Below are 17,040 nucleotides of genomic sequence, written 5' to 3' on the forward strand. Positions count from 1 at the left end.
CGATCACGTCCACGCGGCGGCGTGACGCCTGAGGCGACGGGCATGCCGCGCCGGGCTTGCGGCGCGGCCGGCCTGGGGGATTACCCGCGGTTGGTCGATCGCGGGGGCTCGCCCGGGTTAATCGGTCCTATGTTCGGGTTCAGTTTGCTATCCTTGCCGCGACATAGACTTGCGGGCAGCATCGGGGCAAACATGGGGAGCATCAGGCGGCTTTGGGTCATCGCGGCGCTGTGCGCGGCCGCGCTGGCCGGCTGCGGGCAGGAAAGCCCGATCAATAGCCCTTATCCGTCGGGCGCGGAAAAGGACAACACGCTGTATACGGCCTTTACCCGCAATTCTCCCAAGTACCTGGACCCGGCCAGCTCGTATTCGGTCGATGAAACGCCTTTCACCTACAACGTCTACGAGCCGCTGTACGGCTACGATTACCTCGCCCGTCCGTACAAGCTGATTCCCCGCGCGGCGGCGAGCATCGCGCCACCCACCTATCTGGATGCGCAGGGGCATGTGCTGCCGCAGGATGCGCCGGGCGAGACCATCGCCGAAAGCGTCTACGAAATCCCCATCCGCCCCGGCATCCGTTTCCAGCCGCATCCGGCCTTCGCGCGCAATCCCGACGGCAGCTACGTGTACTACCCGCTGCGGCCGGGGGAACTCGACAATAAGTCGGCGATCCCGGATTTTTCGCAGACCGGCACGCGCGAGCTGACCGCGGACGATTACGTCTATGCCTTCCGGCGCCTGGCCAGCCCCCGGCTGGTATCGCCCATCTATTCGCTGATGGCCGATTACGTGGTGGGCATGAAGGAATACGGCGACCGCCTCAAGGCGCAGGACCAGGCCGCGCGCGCCAAGCTACCTCCGCATGAGCGCGATCTGCCCTGGCTGGACCTGCGGCAGGCCGGCTTCGACGGCGTAACGGCACCTGACCCGCATACGCTGCGCATCCGCATCAAGGGAAAGTATCCGCAGTTCAAATATTGGCTGGCGATGACTTTTACCGCGCCGGTGCCCTGGGAGGCTGAACGCTTCTACAGCCAGCCCGGGATGGCGACGCGCAATCTGTCCTTGAATACCTGGCCGGTGGGGACCGGGCCCTACATGATGGTGGAGTCGCTGCAGAACCGGCGGCATGTGCTGGCGCGCAATCCGAACTTCCATGGCGAGCCCTATCCCTGCGACGGCGAGCCGGCCGACCGCGCCGCCGGCCGGCTGGACGATTGCGGCAAGCCGACGCCCTTCATCGATCGCGTGGTGTTCAGCATCGAAAAGGAATCGACACCGCTCAGCGGCAAGTTCATGCAGGGCTACTACGACATTCCGCAGCTCGAGCGCGGCGAATACGGCGTGGCGATGCTGGTGGCGGCGGGCGATTCCGCCGAGAAGGCGGCGCGCTACCGCGAGCACGGGATCCAGCTGCCGACCACGGTGGAAACGCAGAACTGGTACATGGGCTTCAATTGGAACGATCCTGTCGTCGGCAAGGGGGATACCCCGGAACGGCAGGCGCGCAATCGCAAGCTGCGCCAGGCCATCAGTATCGCCTTCGACTGGGAAGAGTACGTCGCGATCTTCGAGAACAGCCAGGCGGCGGTGGCATACGGTCCCGTCCCGCCCGGCGTGCTGGGATACAAGCCCGCGCCGGAAGGCATCAATCCGGTCGTCTATGACGTGGTGGACGGCAAGCCGGTGCGCAAGTCCATCGAGGTGGCGAAGAAGCTCCTGGCCGAAGCCGGCTATCCGGGCGGCCGCGACGCGGCAACCGGCGAGCCGCTGGTGTTGCACTACGACGCCATGACCGGCATGGGCGCCAACCCGATGTTCGACTGGATGCGCCGCCAGCTCGACAAGCTGCACGTGCAGCTGGATGTGCGCTCCACCGACTACAGCAGGTTCCAGGACAAGATGCGGCGCGGCACGGCCCAGATGTTCTTCTGGGGCTGGAACGCCGATTATCCCGATGCGGAAAATTTCCTTTTTCTGCTGTACGGGCCCAATGCCAAGGTGGCATCGGGCGGGGAGAACGCCTCGAACTACGTGAATCCCGAATTCGACAAGCTGTTCGACCAGATGAAGTTCCTGGACGACGGGCCACAGAAGGCCGCCATCATCGACCGCATGGTCGCCATCGTCCAGCGCGACGCGCCCTGGATGTTCGGCTACTTCCCGATGTCCGCCGGCGCATACCAGCAATGGGTGGGCAACGCCAAGCCGACGCAGATGGTGCGCAACACCCTGCAGTACATGAAGCTGGATACCGCCCTGCGGGTCAGGAAGATAGACGAATGGAACCGGCCGCGGTGGTGGCCGCTGGTGCTGCTGGCGGCGCTGGCCGTGCTGGCGATCTGGCCGTCGTACCGCGCCATGCGCCGGCGTGAAAAGCAGACGGCGTTCGGCGACCGCGCCGGATCGTCGCCCGGGGAGCCCACATGACCGCCTATATCGTCCGCCGCCTGCTGTACGGCGTCCTGATCCTGATCGGCGTGAACCTGTTCACTTTCGTGCTGTTCTTCGCCGTCAATACGCCGGACGACATGGCGCGCCTGTCCATCGGCGGGCAGCGGGTCAGCCAGGACGCGATCGACAAATGGAAGGTCGAGCGCGGCTATGACAAGCCGCTGTTCTACAACGCGGCCGCGGCCGGTACGGGACGCGTCACGGACACCATCTTCTATCAGCGTTCCGTGCCCCTGCTGCGCATGGACTTCGGATCCTCCGACGGCGGCCGCGATATCGGCCGCGAAATCGGCACGCGCATGTGGCCCAGCCTGTCCCTGGCAGTGCCGACCTTCATCCTTGGCTTATGGGCCAGCATCGCGTTCTCGCTGCTGCTGGTGTTCTTCCGCGCGACGCGGCTGGATTTCTGGGGCGTGGTGCTTTGCGTAGTGCTGCTGTCCATATCCGGACTGTTCTACATCATTGCCGGGCAATGGATGTTTTCCAAGGTGTTGAGGCTGGTGCCGTATTCGGGCTTTGCCGGCGGATGGGACGCGATCAAGTTCCTGGCCTTGCCGGTGGCGGTGGCGATGGTATCGCGCCTGGGACCCGAGGCGCGGTTCTACCGCACCCTGTTCCTGGAGGAAATCGGCAAGGACTACGTGCGCACGGCGCGAGCCAAAGGCCTGACCGAAGCCGCCGTGCTGTTCCGCCATGTGCTGCGCAACGCGCTGCTGCCCATTCTTACCGGCACCGTCGCGACGCTGCCGCTGCTGTTCATGGGCAGCCTGATCGCCGAATCGTTCTTCGGCATCCCCGGCCTGGGCAGCTACACCATCGACGCGATCAATGCGCAGGACTTTTCCATCGTGCGCGCGATGGTTTTCCTGGGATCGGCGCTGTATATCGTCGGCCTGATCCTGGCCGATATCTCCTATACGCTGGCCGACCCCCGCGTGCGTTTCGAGTGACCGCCATGCCCTTGATCGTTCTGCTCTGGACCGATGTCGCCCTGTACCTGATCGTGATCGCGGTGTTGGCCTATGGATGGCATGTGCGCCGCACCCCCACGCTGCGCGCGACCTGGCTGCGTGTCGCGCAGGACGGCCCGGCGATGTGCGCGGCGGCGGTGCTGGCGGTATTCGTCGTCATCGGCCTGCTCGATTCGGTGCATTACCGGCCGCGCCTGCCGCCGCTTCCGGGGGCCGCCGCGGATGCGCCGGTTGCCTATGCGCCATCGGCGCGTTCGCTGCTGGACGCGCTGCTGGCCGATACCGTGCTGACCCGGCCGGAGAAGACCTACTCGGCGCCCCTGGCGGCGCGCCAGTTCACGAAGGAAACCATGCTGGTCGACGGCCGACCGGTGCGCGACTTTCCACGCTTGCGGGCCGGCGCCGCCCATCTTGCGGACCCGGACGCCGAAAGACCGGCGGACGTGGCGTGGCGCGCCGCCGCCGGGCTGGCCGGCGGCGCGCTGGTGGCGCTGGCCGCCGGCGCGGTGCTGGGCCTGGGGCTGGCGCGGCGCCGGGCGTCCTGGCGCGCCGCGATGCGCGACCTGCTGCGCGGCGATACGGACATACGCTGGCGGCCCATGTTCATCACGCTGTGCGGGCTGTGCGCAGCGGCCGGCATCCTGGCAGGGCTGGCCACCGGCTACCACCCGCTGGGCACGGACCGCACCGGCAACGATGTGTTCTGGCAGGCCATGAAAAGCGTGCGCACGGCGCTGGTCATCGGCAGCCTGACCACATTGGCCATGCTGCCGCCCGCGCTGGGTTTCGGCATCGCCGCCGGTTACTTCAAAGGCAAGGTCGACGACGCCATCACCTATCTGTACACCACGCTGACGTCCATTCCCGGCGTGCTTTTGGTGGCGGCCTGCGTTCTGATGATGCAGGTGTACATCGATAACAATCCCACGCGCTTTCCGACCTCCGCCGAACGCGCGGACCTGCGCCTGTTCCTGCTGTGCCTTATCCTGGGGCTGACCGGCTGGGCCGGGCTGTGCCGGCTGGTGCGGGCGGAGGTCCTGAAGCTGCGCGAACTCGAATACGTCCAGGCCGCGCGCGCTTTCGGCGTATCGAAGTGGGGCATCATGCGGCGCCATCTGGTGCCCAACGTCATGCATATCGTGCTGATCACCGTCGTGCTGGAGTTTTCCTCCCTGGTGCTGTACGAGGCGGTGCTTTCCTATCTTGGGATAGGCGTGGATCCCAGCATGAATTCCTATGGGTCGATGATCAATTCCGCCCGGCTGGAGATGTCGATGGACCCGATGATCTGGTGGAACCTGGGCACCGCCTTCGTTTTCATGCTGGCGCTGGTACTGTCGGCCAACCTGTTCGCCGATGGCGTGCGCGCCGCCTTCGATCCGCGCGCGCGCAAGTTCAGGGCGCGGCGCGTGCCCGTGCTGGCGCCGCCGCCCACCGGCGGGCTGTTCGCGGTATCGCCCGTGGCGGCGGAAACGAGCGAAGTGACGCGGCAGCGGGGAGACGGGCGATGAGCGTTCCGGCCAACGTGCTGCGCGTGGAGGACCTGCGCGTCGAGATCGCCAGCGAGCGCGGCATCGCCGTCGCCGTCAAGCAACTGGCGCTGGCGATCTCGCGCGGCGAGACCTTCGCGCTGGTGGGCGAGTCCGGCAGCGGCAAGAGCGTCACCGCGCTGGCCTTGCTGCGCCTGCTGCCCGATGCGGGTCGCATCGTCGCCGGCCAGATCGACCTGGCCGGAGAGGACCTGAACCACCTGCCCGAAAGCGCCATGCGGCGCGTGCGCGGCGGGCGCATCGGCATCATTTTCCAGGAGCCGTCCACCAGCCTGAACCCGGTGATGCGGGTGGGCGAGCAGATCGTCGAGACCCTGCGCGCGCACACCGCGCTGCGCGGCGAAGCGGCGCGGGCACGCGCCATCGATTGGCTGCGGCGCGTCGGCATTCCCGAGCCCGAACGGCGCATCGACGACTATCCCATGCAGTTTTCCGGCGGCCAGAAGCAGCGCGTGATGATCGCCATCGCGTTGGCGGCCGAGCCGGCGCTGCTGATCGCCGACGAGCCGACCACCGCCCTGGACGTCACCGTGCAGGCCCAGGTGCTGGAGCTGCTGGGAAGCATCCAGCGCGATATGGGCATGGCCATGCTGCTGATTACCCACGACCTGGCGGTCGTGCGCAATGTGGCGCAGCACGTTGCCTTGATGCGTGCCGGCGAGATCGTCGAATGCGCGCCGGCCGAGCAGTTCTTTACCGCGCCGCGTCACCCATACGCGCGGCAGTTGTTCGACGCTATCCCGGCATTCGAGAAGCGCGGCCGGCCCCTGTCGGGCGGCGCCATGCAGGCGCCGGCGCCAGGCGACTTGGGCACCGATGCCGCGCCGGCGGCGCGGGCGCGCCCCGAGGACGATGCCGGCCCTGCAGCAGCCGGGGCGCCATCGACGGTGGTATTGGCGGTGCGCGACCTGTCCGTTCATTACGCGGTACGCAAGGGCCCCTTGCGCCGCATCCGATCCTGGGTCAAGGCGGTCGACGGGCTCAGCTTCGACCTGCGTGCGGGAGAAACGCTGGCCTTGCTGGGAGAGTCCGGCTGCGGCAAAACCACGACCGGCAAGGCGCTGCTGCGCCTGATCGAGGGCGCCCGCATCGGCGGCCAGGCAATGCTGGATGGCAAGGACCTGATGCAGGCGCGCGGGCGCACGCTGGCGCGCCTGCGCGAACACATCCAGATCGTGTTCCAGGACCCGTTTGCGTCGTTGAATCCGCGCATGCGCGTGGGCGATATCCTGCTGGAAGGCGTGCTGGCGCTGCGGCGCGATCTGTCGCGGCAGATGTGCGGCGATCGCGTCGCCCGCCTGCTGGCTCGGGTGGGCATGCCGGAGGACACCGCCACACGCTACCCGCATGAATTTTCCGGCGGCCAGCGCCAGCGCATCGCGATCGCCCGCGCTCTGGCTGTCGAACCCAGGGTGTTGATCTGCGACGAGCCGACGTCCGCCCTGGACGTGTCCATCCAGGCGCAGATCCTGGACCTGCTGCGCGATCTGCAACGCGAACTGGGCATCGCCTATCTTTTCATCACCCACAACTTCAGCGTGGTCGAGTACCTGGCGGACCGGATCGCGGTGATGCACGGCGGGCGCATCGTGGAGCTGGACGACACGGCGACGGTATTGCGCCAGCCCACGCACGATGTCACGCGCCGCTTGCTGGCAGCGGTGCCGCGCCTGGATTTCGGCACGGACCGCGGACTGCCGGCCGCCGCGCCGGCCTGAACCGGACAGGCTCGGGCGGGCCGGCCAGGGGCGCATCGGTGGCCGGCCGCGTCCCCGCGGTTGGCCTCAGCGCCGGGCGCCGAGCAGGCCTCCCAGCAGTCCTCCCAGCAAGCCGCCCTGCTGCTGGGAGGTGCCGGCCGTGTCGCCGCTGGAAGTGCCGGCAGACGCCAGGAGACCGCCGGACGGCGCGCCACCCGAGGTCCCTGCCGTCGCGCCCGCCGCCGCACCGGCAGAGGTGCCGCCGGCCGTCGCTCCGACGCCGGCACCCGCGGCGACGCCGCCCGCGGGCACGGCACCCCCCGCCACCTGGGTGACTCCGTGTATCAGGCCGCCCAGCAGCCCGCCGGTGTTGCCGCCCTCGTTGCCCGGGTTGCCCGTGACGGAGGCCACCAATCCGGTGACGGGAGCCAACAGGCCGCTCCCGGCGTTACCGGACGGCGTGCCGGCGACGCTGCCCAATACGCCGTTGATCGGCGACAGCAACCCGGCATCCGCGCCACCCGTCAGCGCCGCAACGCCGCCGGTGGCATTGGCCAGCGTGCTTCCGACCGGATTGGCATTGGCGGGCCCGCCATGTACCAATCCACCTGCGCTGGCGACCGCACCGCCCACGCCGTCGAGCAATCCGTTCAGTCCGCCGTTCGGCGTGCCGGATCCGGTAGCGTTATCGAGGCCGGCGATGCTACCGCCCACGTTGCTCAATAGATGGTTCAGCGGCGCGCCGGCCCCCGTGTTGTCTCCCAATGTCTGGGTGACTGCCGTTACCTGGCTGACGACCGGCACCACCGTCGGATCCAGCGCGGCGCCTGTGCCATCCAGCGGCGCGGTCAGCCCGAGGTCCGCCAGGTTGTCCACGCCGGTGCCCGTGTTTCTCAACGCCGGCTGCAGGATGGGCATCGACGGCTTGTCCAGCAGCGCGCCGGTCAAGGTGCCCGTCAATGCGTTCACCGGTTGCAGCAGTCCGCCCGCGCCGCCCTGCGAGGCTGTCAAGGCACGTACGACGCCGGTTGCATCCCCGGCCACCGTGGCCAGCGGCGACTGCAGCGTGGAAGCCGGGTTGAGCAGATCTCCGGTGTCGGCCACCGTCGCGCCAAGCTGGCTGACCGCGCCCCCAAGCCCGGTCGCCAGGTTGGCGGGCGCGTCCGCGCTCGCGACGCGCTGGCCTGTCGCGTCCAGTGCCGAGCCCACCTGATTCAGCAGATTGTCCGTCGGCGCGCCCAGGCCGGTCGTGCCGCCGATTTCCTGCGTCAGCGTCGTGGCGTTGGACACGAGCGGCTGGACGGTGCCGTCCAGTGCCTGGCCGGTGTCCGCGAGGGCCGTATCCGTACCGGCCGGAACCACATCGTTCACGGCGGCCCCTACACCGCCCAGGGTGTTCTGGAGCACGCCGGCGGAAGCGGCCGAACCCCCGCCATCCCCGGTGCCGCCATCGCCGGGATTGCCACCGTTGTTGCCGCCGGAGTCCTGGCCTCCCGGCAGTGTGCCGCCTGCGCCGCCGCCGGCACCGTCGCCTCCGCCGCCGCCGGCTTGCGTGCCGCCGCCGCCCGGCATGTCGGCGGAAGCGGTGTGATCATGATGATGACCGCCGGCACAGGCGGACAACGCCGCGAGCAGCGCGATAGCCGTCGCGGTGCGGCGCAGGGAAGGTGCGAGATGAAAAGCGGCAGGAAACGCGGATCGCATGGTGGACTCCTTGGTCGAGGTCATGGCGGCCTCGCGGGCCGATCCGCGAACCCTTGCGAAAACCATGCCAACGCCATCGCCTCCGCGATACCGCGATGTTCCCCTGGGAAGACGGGTGGCGCGCGCTGCGATGTCGTTACGGCGCAGGTTACGGTGCTACGTAACGCGCGTAACGCACGTACGCGGATAACGTCGCCGCGGATTCAGCTCGCGCCGTCGTAGTAGAACGAATAGTTCGCGTTGAAGCGCCATCCATGTCCGTCGCCGTCGGAGCTGCCCGCGGCGATCGGCTTGGCGACGTTGAAATCGAAGAGGTAATACCGATCGTCCGTGAACCGGGCACCGATCGCCAGCGATGACAGATGCCGGGTGTTATCGGCCTGGAGTCCGGCCGCGTTGTACCAGGCGCGCGCATAGTCAATCAAAAGGTAGGGCTGCACCGCCGATACCAAAGGCATGCCGGTCGTGAAACGCCGGTTCACTTCGGCCGAGGCGCCCAGTCCCTTGTCGCCGCTTTCCTCGCCTTGCGGGTATCCCATGCCATAGCGCCAGCTGCCGAAGGATATCTGTTCCGAGGAGGGCAGCACGTCATCGCTGTATTGGCCGGCAGCTGAAAATGTCAGGCCGAATTGCGCCGGCAAGGCGAAACTCTGCTTGGCATTCAGGTTCCATCGCGTGAAAGCCAGGTCGACATCGGGAACGGCAGAGTAGCCGTAGTTGGAATCGATGTGTTTGTCCGCGCCCAGCGCGTCGATCCCGCGGGACACACTCAGGGCGATATCGGTGCTGCGTACCGGCCCGACGACGATGTAGCGCATTTCCGCCGTGGCGGCGCGTACCCGCGTGTCCTGCTTCAGCCATAGATCCGTGTCCCGCAGGTCGTAGCGATCCTGTGCATTGACGGCATACACGCCAAGCGTGCCGGTCAGCGATTGCCGGTTATCCAGCAGGAAAGGGTAGCTCAGGCCAATGCCGGCGCGGTCCGTCTGGACGGTGCGGTCGAAGCCGAGCCGTTCGACGGCGTCGTCCTCCGGCCTGGCCTTGTAGTGAAAACCGTCTATCTTCAGGCTGAGGCCGTCGGCGCCGATGGGGATGGTGATATCGCCTGCCACGTAGCGTACGTCGTCGGTGTCGATCGGTATGCTGCCCGTCAGCCGAAGCCGTTCACCCAGCGGTGTCAGGCTGTTGGCGCTGGCGGAAAGAAGCGGTTGCATGCCGGTACCCAGGTCCACAACGCCGCCATTCGCGCTCACGCGCTTATGACGGGTATCCAGCACCAGTTCGGTTGCGCCGTCGGCGCTGCGCGGCAGTTCCAGCACAGGCTTGAACGTCACCCCCGGCACCATGCGCATCAGGTTCAGGCTGCGCTCCAGCGTGTGCGCGGTCAAAGGCTTTTCGGCGAGCAACGGTTGCGCCAGGGCGTTCAGCCGCGCCCGCGCACCGTTGCCTGGATCGCCTTCGATGCGAACGCCGGAGACGTAGCCCTCCACCACGGTCACCACCACTCTGCCTTGCGCGAAGGTCTGGTTCTGTACCACCGCAAACGACAAGGGGTAGCCGCGTTCGCGGTATAGCGCCGTGATGCGGTCCGTCCGCTGCACCAATTCGCCGACCGAGATTTCCTTGTTCGCCAGCGGGGCCAGGATCTTTGCCACGTCGTCGAAGGCAATCGCATGCACGCCGCTGACATCGAAATGGCGCGGCACGATGTGCTGCGCCAATCGCGCCTGGATTGCCGACTGCTCCGGCGTGGGTCCTTCCAGACGGCCGGCCGGCGCCGGCGGCCGGGGTTTCTCCAAGGGCGGCAGCGCGTCCACCGGGTTGCCGCGCAACGGTCCATCGGCCCGCGCCGCGGCCGCGAACACGGTCGCCACTATGCCGGCGGCCACGATATGCAGGATGGGTGCACGGCGAGCGGCTTTCATGGTGTTGGTCCTCGTCGCTGGATACAAGGGACGCCTCGTCCGAAGGGATGACGCACGGTGTCGTCAGAGGATGCCCAGTCGGAGCATCGCGATCTGCTTGCCGGATGTATCAAAGCGGCAGAAATCCCTACGGGCAGGGCCGGGACGAGCGGAAAGAAGAGAAAAACCACAGTGACCGGGGTCCGGGACATTTTGAAGTTACGCTTTTGTAATTTCAAAAAAACCTTGTGTGGCGGGGGATTGCTTCCTCTTCCATGAGGTTTTGATTCAAATCCGTCCCCCGAACCTGGGACTTTCCCGGATGCCATCCATTCGGGGGTGGTAAAGACTGATTGCGAGGCGGACATTGCAGCCGCCGGTGGCGTTGGGGCGGCTTCACGGTCCTGGACGCACGCGTATATCAACCGTCGGCCGGGCGCCGGGTGGAGGCAGACCGAGGTGCGCCATGGACCGATCGATCGCGTCGATCGCCGGATCGCGCGTATCCACAATGCAGCTTTGGGGCTGGCCCACCATGGACAACGTCTCGATCCAGCAGCACATCGATCTTCATCGCCTTGCGCGCGGCCACGCCCTGATCGCCGTATCGGAGGCCATGCACGAACTCCTCGACGAGACCCGAGCCTATGCCGATGCCCGCGCCAGCGTGCTGATCGCGGGAGAAACCGGTGTCGGCAAGGAATGCGTGGCGCGGCTGCTGCATGAGAGCGCCCCTTGGGCGCGCGGCCCCTTCGTCGCGGTCAACTGCGGTGCCGTCCCGGAAGGACTGTTCGAGGCGCATTTCTTCGGCCACGCGAAAGGGGCGTTCACGGGGGCCGCCAGCGCCCACAAGGGATACTTCGAACAGGCCGACGGCGGCACGCTGTTCCTGGACGAGATCGGCGACCTTCCGCTCTACCAGCAGGTGAAGCTGCTGCGCGTGCTGGAGCACAAGGTCGTGACGCGTCTGGGCGCAGGGGTCGATACGCCCGTCGATTTTCGGTTGGTGGCCGCGACAAACCAGGACCTGCGTGCGCGAGTGATGCAGGGCGCTTTCCGCCAGGATCTGTACTATCGCCTGGCCGTTATCGAACTGCGCGTACCCAATCTCGAAGAGCGCGGGCCGGCGGAGAAAATCGCCCTTTTCAAGGCATTCATCGATCGCGAACTGCCGGGCCAGGGTAGCCGGGTCCCGGGTTGGCTGGATGATGCGGTGGCGCGCGGCCGTTATCCCGGCAACGTGCGGGAATTGTCGAATCTGGCCGAACGTGTCGCGATCCTGCGGCGCCGGATGGGCGGCTGGGACCGGATACGTATCGAGAAAGTATTCGCCGGCCGCCATTCCCCGAATCCGGCAAACGAGCAAGCCCCCATGGCCCCCTGGCTGACGCCGGCCAGGCGGGCGGAACGCGAGCGGGTGCTGGCGGCGTTGCGTGCCAATGGCTGGCACCGCCAGGGCACTGCAGCCGCGCTGGGGATCAGCCGCAAGGTATTGTGGGAGAAAATGCGCAAATTCGGGTTGAGCGGTGCCGATGAAACCGCCATCGGCCCGGCGGAAACGCTGTAGCATTGCGGATCGTGCGTTTGCACCTCCCCTTCTATGAAAGTATTCGACCTTCAATGCGACGATCAGGGCCACCTATTCGAGGGCTGGTTCGCATCGCATGAAAACTACGACGAGCAGCAGGCGCGCGGCCTGGTTTCCTGTCCCATGTGCGGCACGAACAAGGTGTCCAAGCGCCTGTCCGCTCCGCGCCTGAACGTCTCCCACCTGAAAGCCCCCCAGGCAGCGCCGCAGGCGCCGGGCGCGGAATCCGGGAATCCGTCCATGGACATGGCGCGGCTGCAGGCGAGCATGCTGAAGCAGGTGCGCGACATGGTGCGCAAGGCGGAAAACGTCGGTCCGCGCTTTGCCGAAGAGGCCCGCCGCATCCATGAAGGCGAGGCCGACGAACGTCCGATCCGCGGCACCTCCACGCCGGAGGAGCGCCAGGCGCTGGCCGAGGACGGCATCGATTTCATGGCCTTGCCCGATATCTTCGACGACGACCGGCTGCAGTAGGCGGCCGGTCGGCGGCTCAGGACCCGGCGGTCACGTCCGGCGGCAACAGGTCGTCCGGCAACGCCCCCGGTTTGGGCACGAGCGGGATGGCGCTGCCCTGGTCTGCCGGCAAGAGGTCGTAGCGGGCGGCCACGGCCTGGCGCCCCCCATCTTCGTGCAGGCGCAGGATATTCACGATGTGATCGGTCTCGTGCGGCCCGGGCGCGAGGCGGTAGTGGCCATCGCGGGCCGGCCGAATACGCCAATGCCCACCCATTCTGTCGACGTCGCCGGCAAAGCGGGCACCCGGCACGCCCAGCCTGCGGAATCCGCAGCCATCCCAGTAGCCGATGGCGATACCGTCGTGGAGGGCGCGCTGCGACAGGCGTTGCGCGGCCGCCTGTTCGGCGGCGCGTCCCGCGTCGTCGGCGGCAACAGGGCTTGCGGCACCGTCCGGTGCCGCGTCCGCTTGCGCCTCCCGGTTCTCCCGTCCCCACGGCGTGAGCGCACCGTCCTTGTTGTAGGCGCGAAAGATCGTCGCGTAGTCGTAGCCGAACAGGTCGCAGAAGAGCGTGCGCGACATTTTGCCGGCCCTCCGTCCCAACAGCCCGTCCGCCAGGTTGAAATCCTCGGCTTTCAGTTCGGTCTTGCGTACGAGGGGCGGCAATTGGGCGGCCTGGCGGTCGCTCGGGGTCAGCAACGAGCCAAGGTGGACCCGATGGCCCACATCCGTGAAATTGCCGTTGGGCTTGATGAAGCTGCGCAGCTCGCGTTCCGAGACTTGGAATCTACCGGCGCAGGCGCGCACGTCCTGGTATTTGTCGTAGGCCAGCAGCTGGCTGGCCCCGCGTATGGCGTCGACGGTGACGGCCCGTCGCGGCGATGTATGGTTCGCGGCGGCAAGGCTGGCGCGCCCGGACTCGGCGGGGCGGCGGGCTTTCCGCGCGGCAGCCGCGGAGCCGCGCGGCTTGGCGAGGCCGGTCGTCCCGTCGGCCATGGCGGTCCGCTTGGCGGGGGTGGCGGCCCGCAGCGCGACACCCGCCCGCTTGCCGGCCTGTGCCCGGGGTACCGCGCCGCTGCCCAACTGGAAGGGCGCTGTGGGTGATTGCTGCGTGTCGATCCGCGTCGGGATGACAGGATGGAATGCGCGGATGGGGAACATGGGGCCAACCTCTCTGAAGACTCGTTTTTCGGCGGAATCGCGTCGCCGCCCGCCATCGGCCGCGGGCAGGCGGCGCCATCTGGGTAGACTGGGGAAAGCAGGCGGTTCCGCCGCGCGAGTCGGCGCATGCCCGGGCGCAAAAGAAAAGGCCCTCCTTGCGGAGGGCCCTGCGGCAACCGGACTGCCCGGCATGCCGTGCGATAGCGGCTGTGTCAGCCGTTCACGCGGCTGCGGTATTCGCCGGTGCGGGTGTCGATTTCGATCTTGTCGCCGATCGCGCAGAACAACGGCACGTTGATGTCGTAGCCGGTATTGATCTTGGCGGGCTTGAGCACCTTGCCCGACGTGTCGCCGCGCACGGCCGGTTCGGTATAGGTGATTTCGCGAACCACGCTGGTCGGCAGTTCGACCGAGATGGCACGGCCGTCGTAGAACACGACTTCAACCGGCATGCCTTCTTCGAGGTAGTTGAGCGCGTCGCCCATGCTTTCGGCTTCGATCTCGTACTGGTTGTATTCCTCGTCCATGAAGACGTACATCGGGTCGCCGAAGTAGGAATAGGTGCATTCCTTGCGATCCAGCACGACCACGTCGAACTTTTCGTCGGCCTTGTAGACCGATTCGCTGCCGGCGGCGGTCAGCAGGTTCTTGAACTTCAGCTTGACCACGGCCGCATTGCGGCCCGACTTGTTGTATTCGGCCTTCTGGACCACGAGCGGATCCTTGCCGACCATGACCACGTTGCCGACTCGCAATTCCTGAGCGGTTTTCATCGATTAAAACTCCGGGGAGATTCCTGGTTCTGCCCGGTCCGGCCACGGCGTCGGAACGGGAACAATACGCTTGCGCGGCTGCCCTGGCTCTTGCTCCACGCCGCGTGGCAGCCACGTTGCCATGGCTGAAAATGGAGCTGCCGGGACGATCCTGCTTCGCCGGCACTGCCCAAAAAGCCGCTTCACAAAAGCCGCTTCAAAAGGCCACTGTCAAGGGCCACTTCCAAGGGCCTGCAAAACCCACAATTCTAGCATTTTTGGCGCAGATCTGCGCAAAATCGGATCAGCCGGGTAACCAGATCGGGCGAAGAGGAGAGTACGTCGTCCCAGGCCCGTGCGGTGTCCCCCCAGGCGCTCCAGCAGGGCTCGGCCATGGCTTCGCGCCATGCTTCGGCCAGGACCGAGGGCGCAGCGCCGGTATTCCAGGCATGGAAGAGCTTTCGGGCAGGAACGGGCGGACGGTAGCGATCCAGCCAGGCGTCCAGCTTTAGCAGGTGGACGTCGTCGGCCTGCGGATAGATCTGCCATAGCATGGGACGGCGGGCCCAACCGGCACGCACCACGGAATCCTCGCCGCGCACGAAATTCAGGTCCGCGCACCACAGCACGCGGTCATAGTCGTCCTGCGGCAGGAAAGGGATGCGCGCGATATAGGGTGCCGATCCCGTCGCGGCCCCGGCTTCCAGCCGGGGCGCCACGCCTTCCGGCACCAGCAGCACGAAGGGCGTGGGATCGGTCCGCAGGCCTTCGACCAGCCCCTCGTAGGGGGCATCCGGATAGCAGAACAGGCTGGCCAGGCGCAAGGACCGGGGTCCCGCGCGGCGCTCCGCCGGGGCCAGCCAGCGGGCCACCAGGTGTGCCGGCACGCCGATCTCGCGGAGGAATGTCCTCTGCGCCTGAGGCGACGCCTGGAAGGCATCGCGCCGCGCCGCCAGGTCCGGTTCGCGCAGCAATCCCCCCGTGGCGGGTGTGAAGCCGGGGAAGAAGAAGTACTTCATCAGGCCGTCCGGCTGGGGAGAGGGCAGCCCGTGATGCGACTCGACCCAGGCCTCGGCGCTCAGGTATTCCAGGTTGATCCAGATGGGCGGCCGCTGTCGCATCGCCACGCGGAAGGCCTCGGGCGGGTCGCAGGCGAAGGCTTCGATCACCACGTCGCCCGGCGGTAGCGCGGGCGGATGGGCGGACCATGCGACGACGGTGATACCGGCGATTTCCTGGATTGGCTTGCCAACTTCGCAGCGCGGTTCCATCCTGGCAAATGCCGCGAGGTCGTCGATCCAGAGCCGGACCCGCCATCCGGCGGCCCGGTGCAACTGCCGCGCCAAACGCCAGCACACGCCGACGTCGCCGTAGTTATCGACGCGCCTGCAAAAGATATCGGCATGCATTTCCGATATCGGCATGCGTTGCCCCTAGGGCCTGTAATGCCCGGAAAACGCCCGGTGTCGCCCGGGTGCGGAGCGGCCGGCCAATGCCGTCGTAGGCGTCTCCATGCGAAGCTCCTGGTGGCGCAGGCCGGCGCCTAGTGGAAGCGGGCCGGTGCCGATTCGGCGTCTTCGGGCAGTTCGGCGTGGACCATTTCCCCCAGCGGGTTGGGGAAATACGGGGTGCCGCAATCCTCGCAGTATTCCGCCGGCAGCACGCCGGGAATGCGGCGAACCTCGGTGACGCCAAGCTCCTTGAGCAGGGCGGCGATCTGTTCCACGGGGTCGGGCTTGTCGTCCTCGCCGCCGGCTTCGTCTTCGCGGCCATATAGCGACCACACGCAGCCATAGATGACGTCGTTGCTGTTGCGGGCGGTGAAGGAGACACGGTACTCGTCGATGCGGCCTTCGCCGCAGCCCGCCACCACCGCGCGCAGGCGTGCCGGTTCGAGATTCACGGCGCCTTCCAGCCAGGTGACCGCGGCGCGCAGCGCCAGCGGACGCACACGGCGGTCCGCTTCCCGGTTGCTGATGTAGTAGGCGTCGGGCAGCAGGCATTCGAAGCTGCAGCCGGGCAGCAGGCTGGCCAGCGTGGGTTGGGCTTGTTCCACCCACCGCGCCAGGCACGCTTCGCGCGAGGCGTCGGCATCCCCGGGGCTTTCCTGCCAGCGAAAGATCGCCGCGCCGCGCGGCACGGCGACCGCGCCGACCAGATAACGCGTATCGGCCAGCATATTGGCCATTTCCGCTTCTTCCGCGATCGCCGGCTTCATGGTTTCCGCGCCCAGCGCCTGGGAGCCCAGGCGCTGCAGCCAGTGCCAGGTTTCGGAAAACGTACGGGGCATCTGATCGATACTGACCAGATGCGGCATCAGCGACAGACGCACATCCTTGGCCAGCACGTGTCCATGCAGTTGCGCCATCAGCGCCTGCAAGGCGGCGGGTGAGACGGGGCCCGTGGGAATGGTATAGCGCGTCCACGCCACCATGGGCGCGACGATCAGCAGCACGTCGTAGCTGACGCCGTTCTTGTCGATGACGGTCGATTCGGTCAGCGTTTCGGCCTGTTCGATCAGCACCTCGTAGGCGCCCGGATGGGTCTGGGACAGATGATCCAGCGCCGATTCCAGCGGCGCGTCGTTGCCGGCGCGCAGCAGTTTCGGTATGGCGGCGCGCAGCTGCTCTTCCCAGAACAGGTCTTCCACGCGGCTGCCTGAGCTGTCCAGCGCAAGCGCCAGGGCGGCCAGGCGCGAGGCGTCGCGAGTCAGACGTGAGGATGTATGGCTGCGGGTGCGGGGCATGGCAATGAATGGCTGGGCCGGGGAAAGGGGAACCATATAGTGTACTGCTACGGCCG

At 67.1% G+C, this 17,040-nt stretch carries 11 protein-coding genes and 1 pseudogene; 6 read left to right on the plus strand and 6 right to left on the minus strand.

All coding sequences use genetic code 11. From position 1 onward, the window contains the following. Positions 1-192: 192 nt before the first annotated feature. Genes ACO1P8_RS20900 through ACO1P8_RS20915 form a run of 4 tightly spaced genes read left to right on the plus strand, consistent with a single transcriptional unit; the run spans position 193 to position 6,696 of the window. Positions 193-2,433 (plus strand): ABC transporter substrate-binding protein, encoded by a 2,241-nt coding sequence (locus ACO1P8_RS20900; protein WP_486297785.1) that lies wholly within the window; start codon positions 193-195, stop codon positions 2,431-2,433. Beyond that, positions 2,430-3,407 carry an ABC transporter permease gene (locus tag ACO1P8_RS20905; RefSeq protein ID WP_486297786.1) on the plus strand — a complete coding sequence of 326 codons (978 nt, stop codon included), beginning with the start codon at positions 2,430-2,432 and terminating at the stop codon, positions 3,405-3,407. Before ACO1P8_RS20900 ends, ACO1P8_RS20905 begins: the two co-directional genes overlap by 4 nt. Positions 3,408-3,412: 5 nt before the next feature. Further along, on the plus strand, positions 3,413-4,939 hold the full coding sequence (locus ACO1P8_RS20910; protein ID WP_486297787.1) for an ABC transporter permease: 1,527 nt from the start codon (positions 3,413-3,415) through the stop codon (positions 4,937-4,939). Further along, on the plus strand, positions 4,936-6,696 hold the full coding sequence (locus ACO1P8_RS20915; RefSeq protein WP_486297788.1) for an ABC transporter ATP-binding protein: 1,761 nt from the start codon (positions 4,936-4,938) through the stop codon (positions 6,694-6,696). The genes ACO1P8_RS20910 and ACO1P8_RS20915 overlap by 4 nt, the downstream gene beginning before the upstream one ends. Positions 6,697-6,762: 66 nt before the next feature. Here ACO1P8_RS20915 and ACO1P8_RS20920 read toward each other — a convergent pair whose 3' ends face one another. Then, the gene (locus tag ACO1P8_RS20920) at positions 6,763-8,403 is read right to left on the minus strand and encodes a collagen-like triple helix repeat-containing protein (RefSeq protein WP_486297789.1); all 1,641 of its coding nucleotides are present in this window, start codon (positions 8,401-8,403) and stop codon (positions 6,763-6,765) included. A gap of 179 nt (positions 8,404-8,582) precedes the next feature. Then, positions 8,583-10,304 (minus strand): ShlB/FhaC/HecB family hemolysin secretion/activation protein, encoded by a 1,722-nt coding sequence (locus ACO1P8_RS20925; RefSeq protein WP_486297791.1) that lies wholly within the window; start codon positions 10,302-10,304, stop codon positions 8,583-8,585. A gap of 571 nt (positions 10,305-10,875) precedes the next feature. On the opposite strand from ACO1P8_RS20925, the pseudogene ACO1P8_RS20930 reads away from it, so the two are divergent. Next, positions 10,876-11,850 (plus strand): annotated as a pseudogene (locus ACO1P8_RS20930) (sigma 54-interacting transcriptional regulator); the annotation flags it as partial. Between the two features lie 33 nt (positions 11,851-11,883). Beyond that, entirely contained in the window at positions 11,884-12,345 is a 462-nt protein-coding gene (locus ACO1P8_RS20935; RefSeq protein WP_486297792.1) for a DUF1178 family protein, read from the plus strand. A 16-nt stretch (positions 12,346-12,361) separates the two neighbouring features. Here the strand turns inward: ACO1P8_RS20935 and ACO1P8_RS20940 are convergent, their stop codons facing one another. From ACO1P8_RS20940 to ACO1P8_RS20955, 4 genes are all read right to left on the minus strand, one after another. Continuing rightward, complete coding sequence (locus ACO1P8_RS20940) at positions 12,362-13,486, minus strand: hypothetical protein (RefSeq protein WP_486297793.1); 1,125 nt, start codon at positions 13,484-13,486, stop codon at positions 12,362-12,364. A 212-nt stretch (positions 13,487-13,698) separates the two neighbouring features. Then, on the minus strand, positions 13,699-14,259 hold the full coding sequence (efp, locus tag ACO1P8_RS20945) for an elongation factor P (protein ID WP_094841058.1): 561 nt from the start codon (positions 14,257-14,259) through the stop codon (positions 13,699-13,701). Positions 14,260-14,507: 248 nt separating this feature from the next. Further along, a complete protein-coding gene (earP, locus tag ACO1P8_RS20950; protein ID WP_486297865.1) occupies positions 14,508-15,647 on the minus strand; it encodes an elongation factor P maturation arginine rhamnosyltransferase EarP in 1,140 nt (379 codons plus the stop codon). Positions 15,648-15,781: 134 nt separating this feature from the next. Continuing rightward, positions 15,782-16,984: a DUF2863 family protein gene (locus ACO1P8_RS20955; protein ID WP_486297866.1), complete on the minus strand. Its 1,203-nt coding sequence runs from the start codon at positions 16,982-16,984 to the stop codon at positions 15,782-15,784. Positions 16,985-17,040 lie beyond the last annotated feature (56 nt).

It is taken from the genome of Bordetella sp., assembly GCF_057362025.1.

Bases quoted from the DNA above. Each gene is read 5' to 3' on its own strand.
- ACO1P8_RS20940 (WP_486297793.1), bottom strand. From the start codon at position 13,486: ATGTTCCCCATCCGCGCATTCCATCCTGTCATCCCGACGCGGATCGAC.
- ACO1P8_RS20925 (WP_486297791.1), bottom strand. From the start codon at position 10,304: ATGAAAGCCGCTCGCCGTGCACCCATCCTGCATATCGTGGCCGCCGGC.
- ACO1P8_RS20955 (WP_486297866.1), bottom strand. From the start codon at position 16,984: ATGCCCCGCACCCGCAGCCATACATCCTCACGTCTGACTCGCGACGCC.
- efp (WP_094841058.1), bottom strand. From the start codon at position 14,259: ATGAAAACCGCTCAGGAATTGCGAGTCGGCAACGTGGTCATGGTCGGC.
- ACO1P8_RS20910 (WP_486297787.1), top strand. From the start codon at position 3,413: ATGCCCTTGATCGTTCTGCTCTGGACCGATGTCGCCCTGTACCTGATC.
- ACO1P8_RS20900 (WP_486297785.1), top strand. From the start codon at position 193: ATGGGGAGCATCAGGCGGCTTTGGGTCATCGCGGCGCTGTGCGCGGCC.
- ACO1P8_RS20920 (WP_486297789.1), bottom strand. From the start codon at position 8,403: ATGACCTCGACCAAGGAGTCCACCATGCGATCCGCGTTTCCTGCCGCT.
- ACO1P8_RS20915 (WP_486297788.1), top strand. From the start codon at position 4,936: ATGAGCGTTCCGGCCAACGTGCTGCGCGTGGAGGACCTGCGCGTCGAG.
- ACO1P8_RS20935 (WP_486297792.1), top strand. From the start codon at position 11,884: ATGAAAGTATTCGACCTTCAATGCGACGATCAGGGCCACCTATTCGAG.
- earP (WP_486297865.1), bottom strand. From the start codon at position 15,647: ATGCATGCCGATATCTTTTGCAGGCGCGTCGATAACTACGGCGACGTC.
- ACO1P8_RS20905 (WP_486297786.1), top strand. From the start codon at position 2,430: ATGACCGCCTATATCGTCCGCCGCCTGCTGTACGGCGTCCTGATCCTG.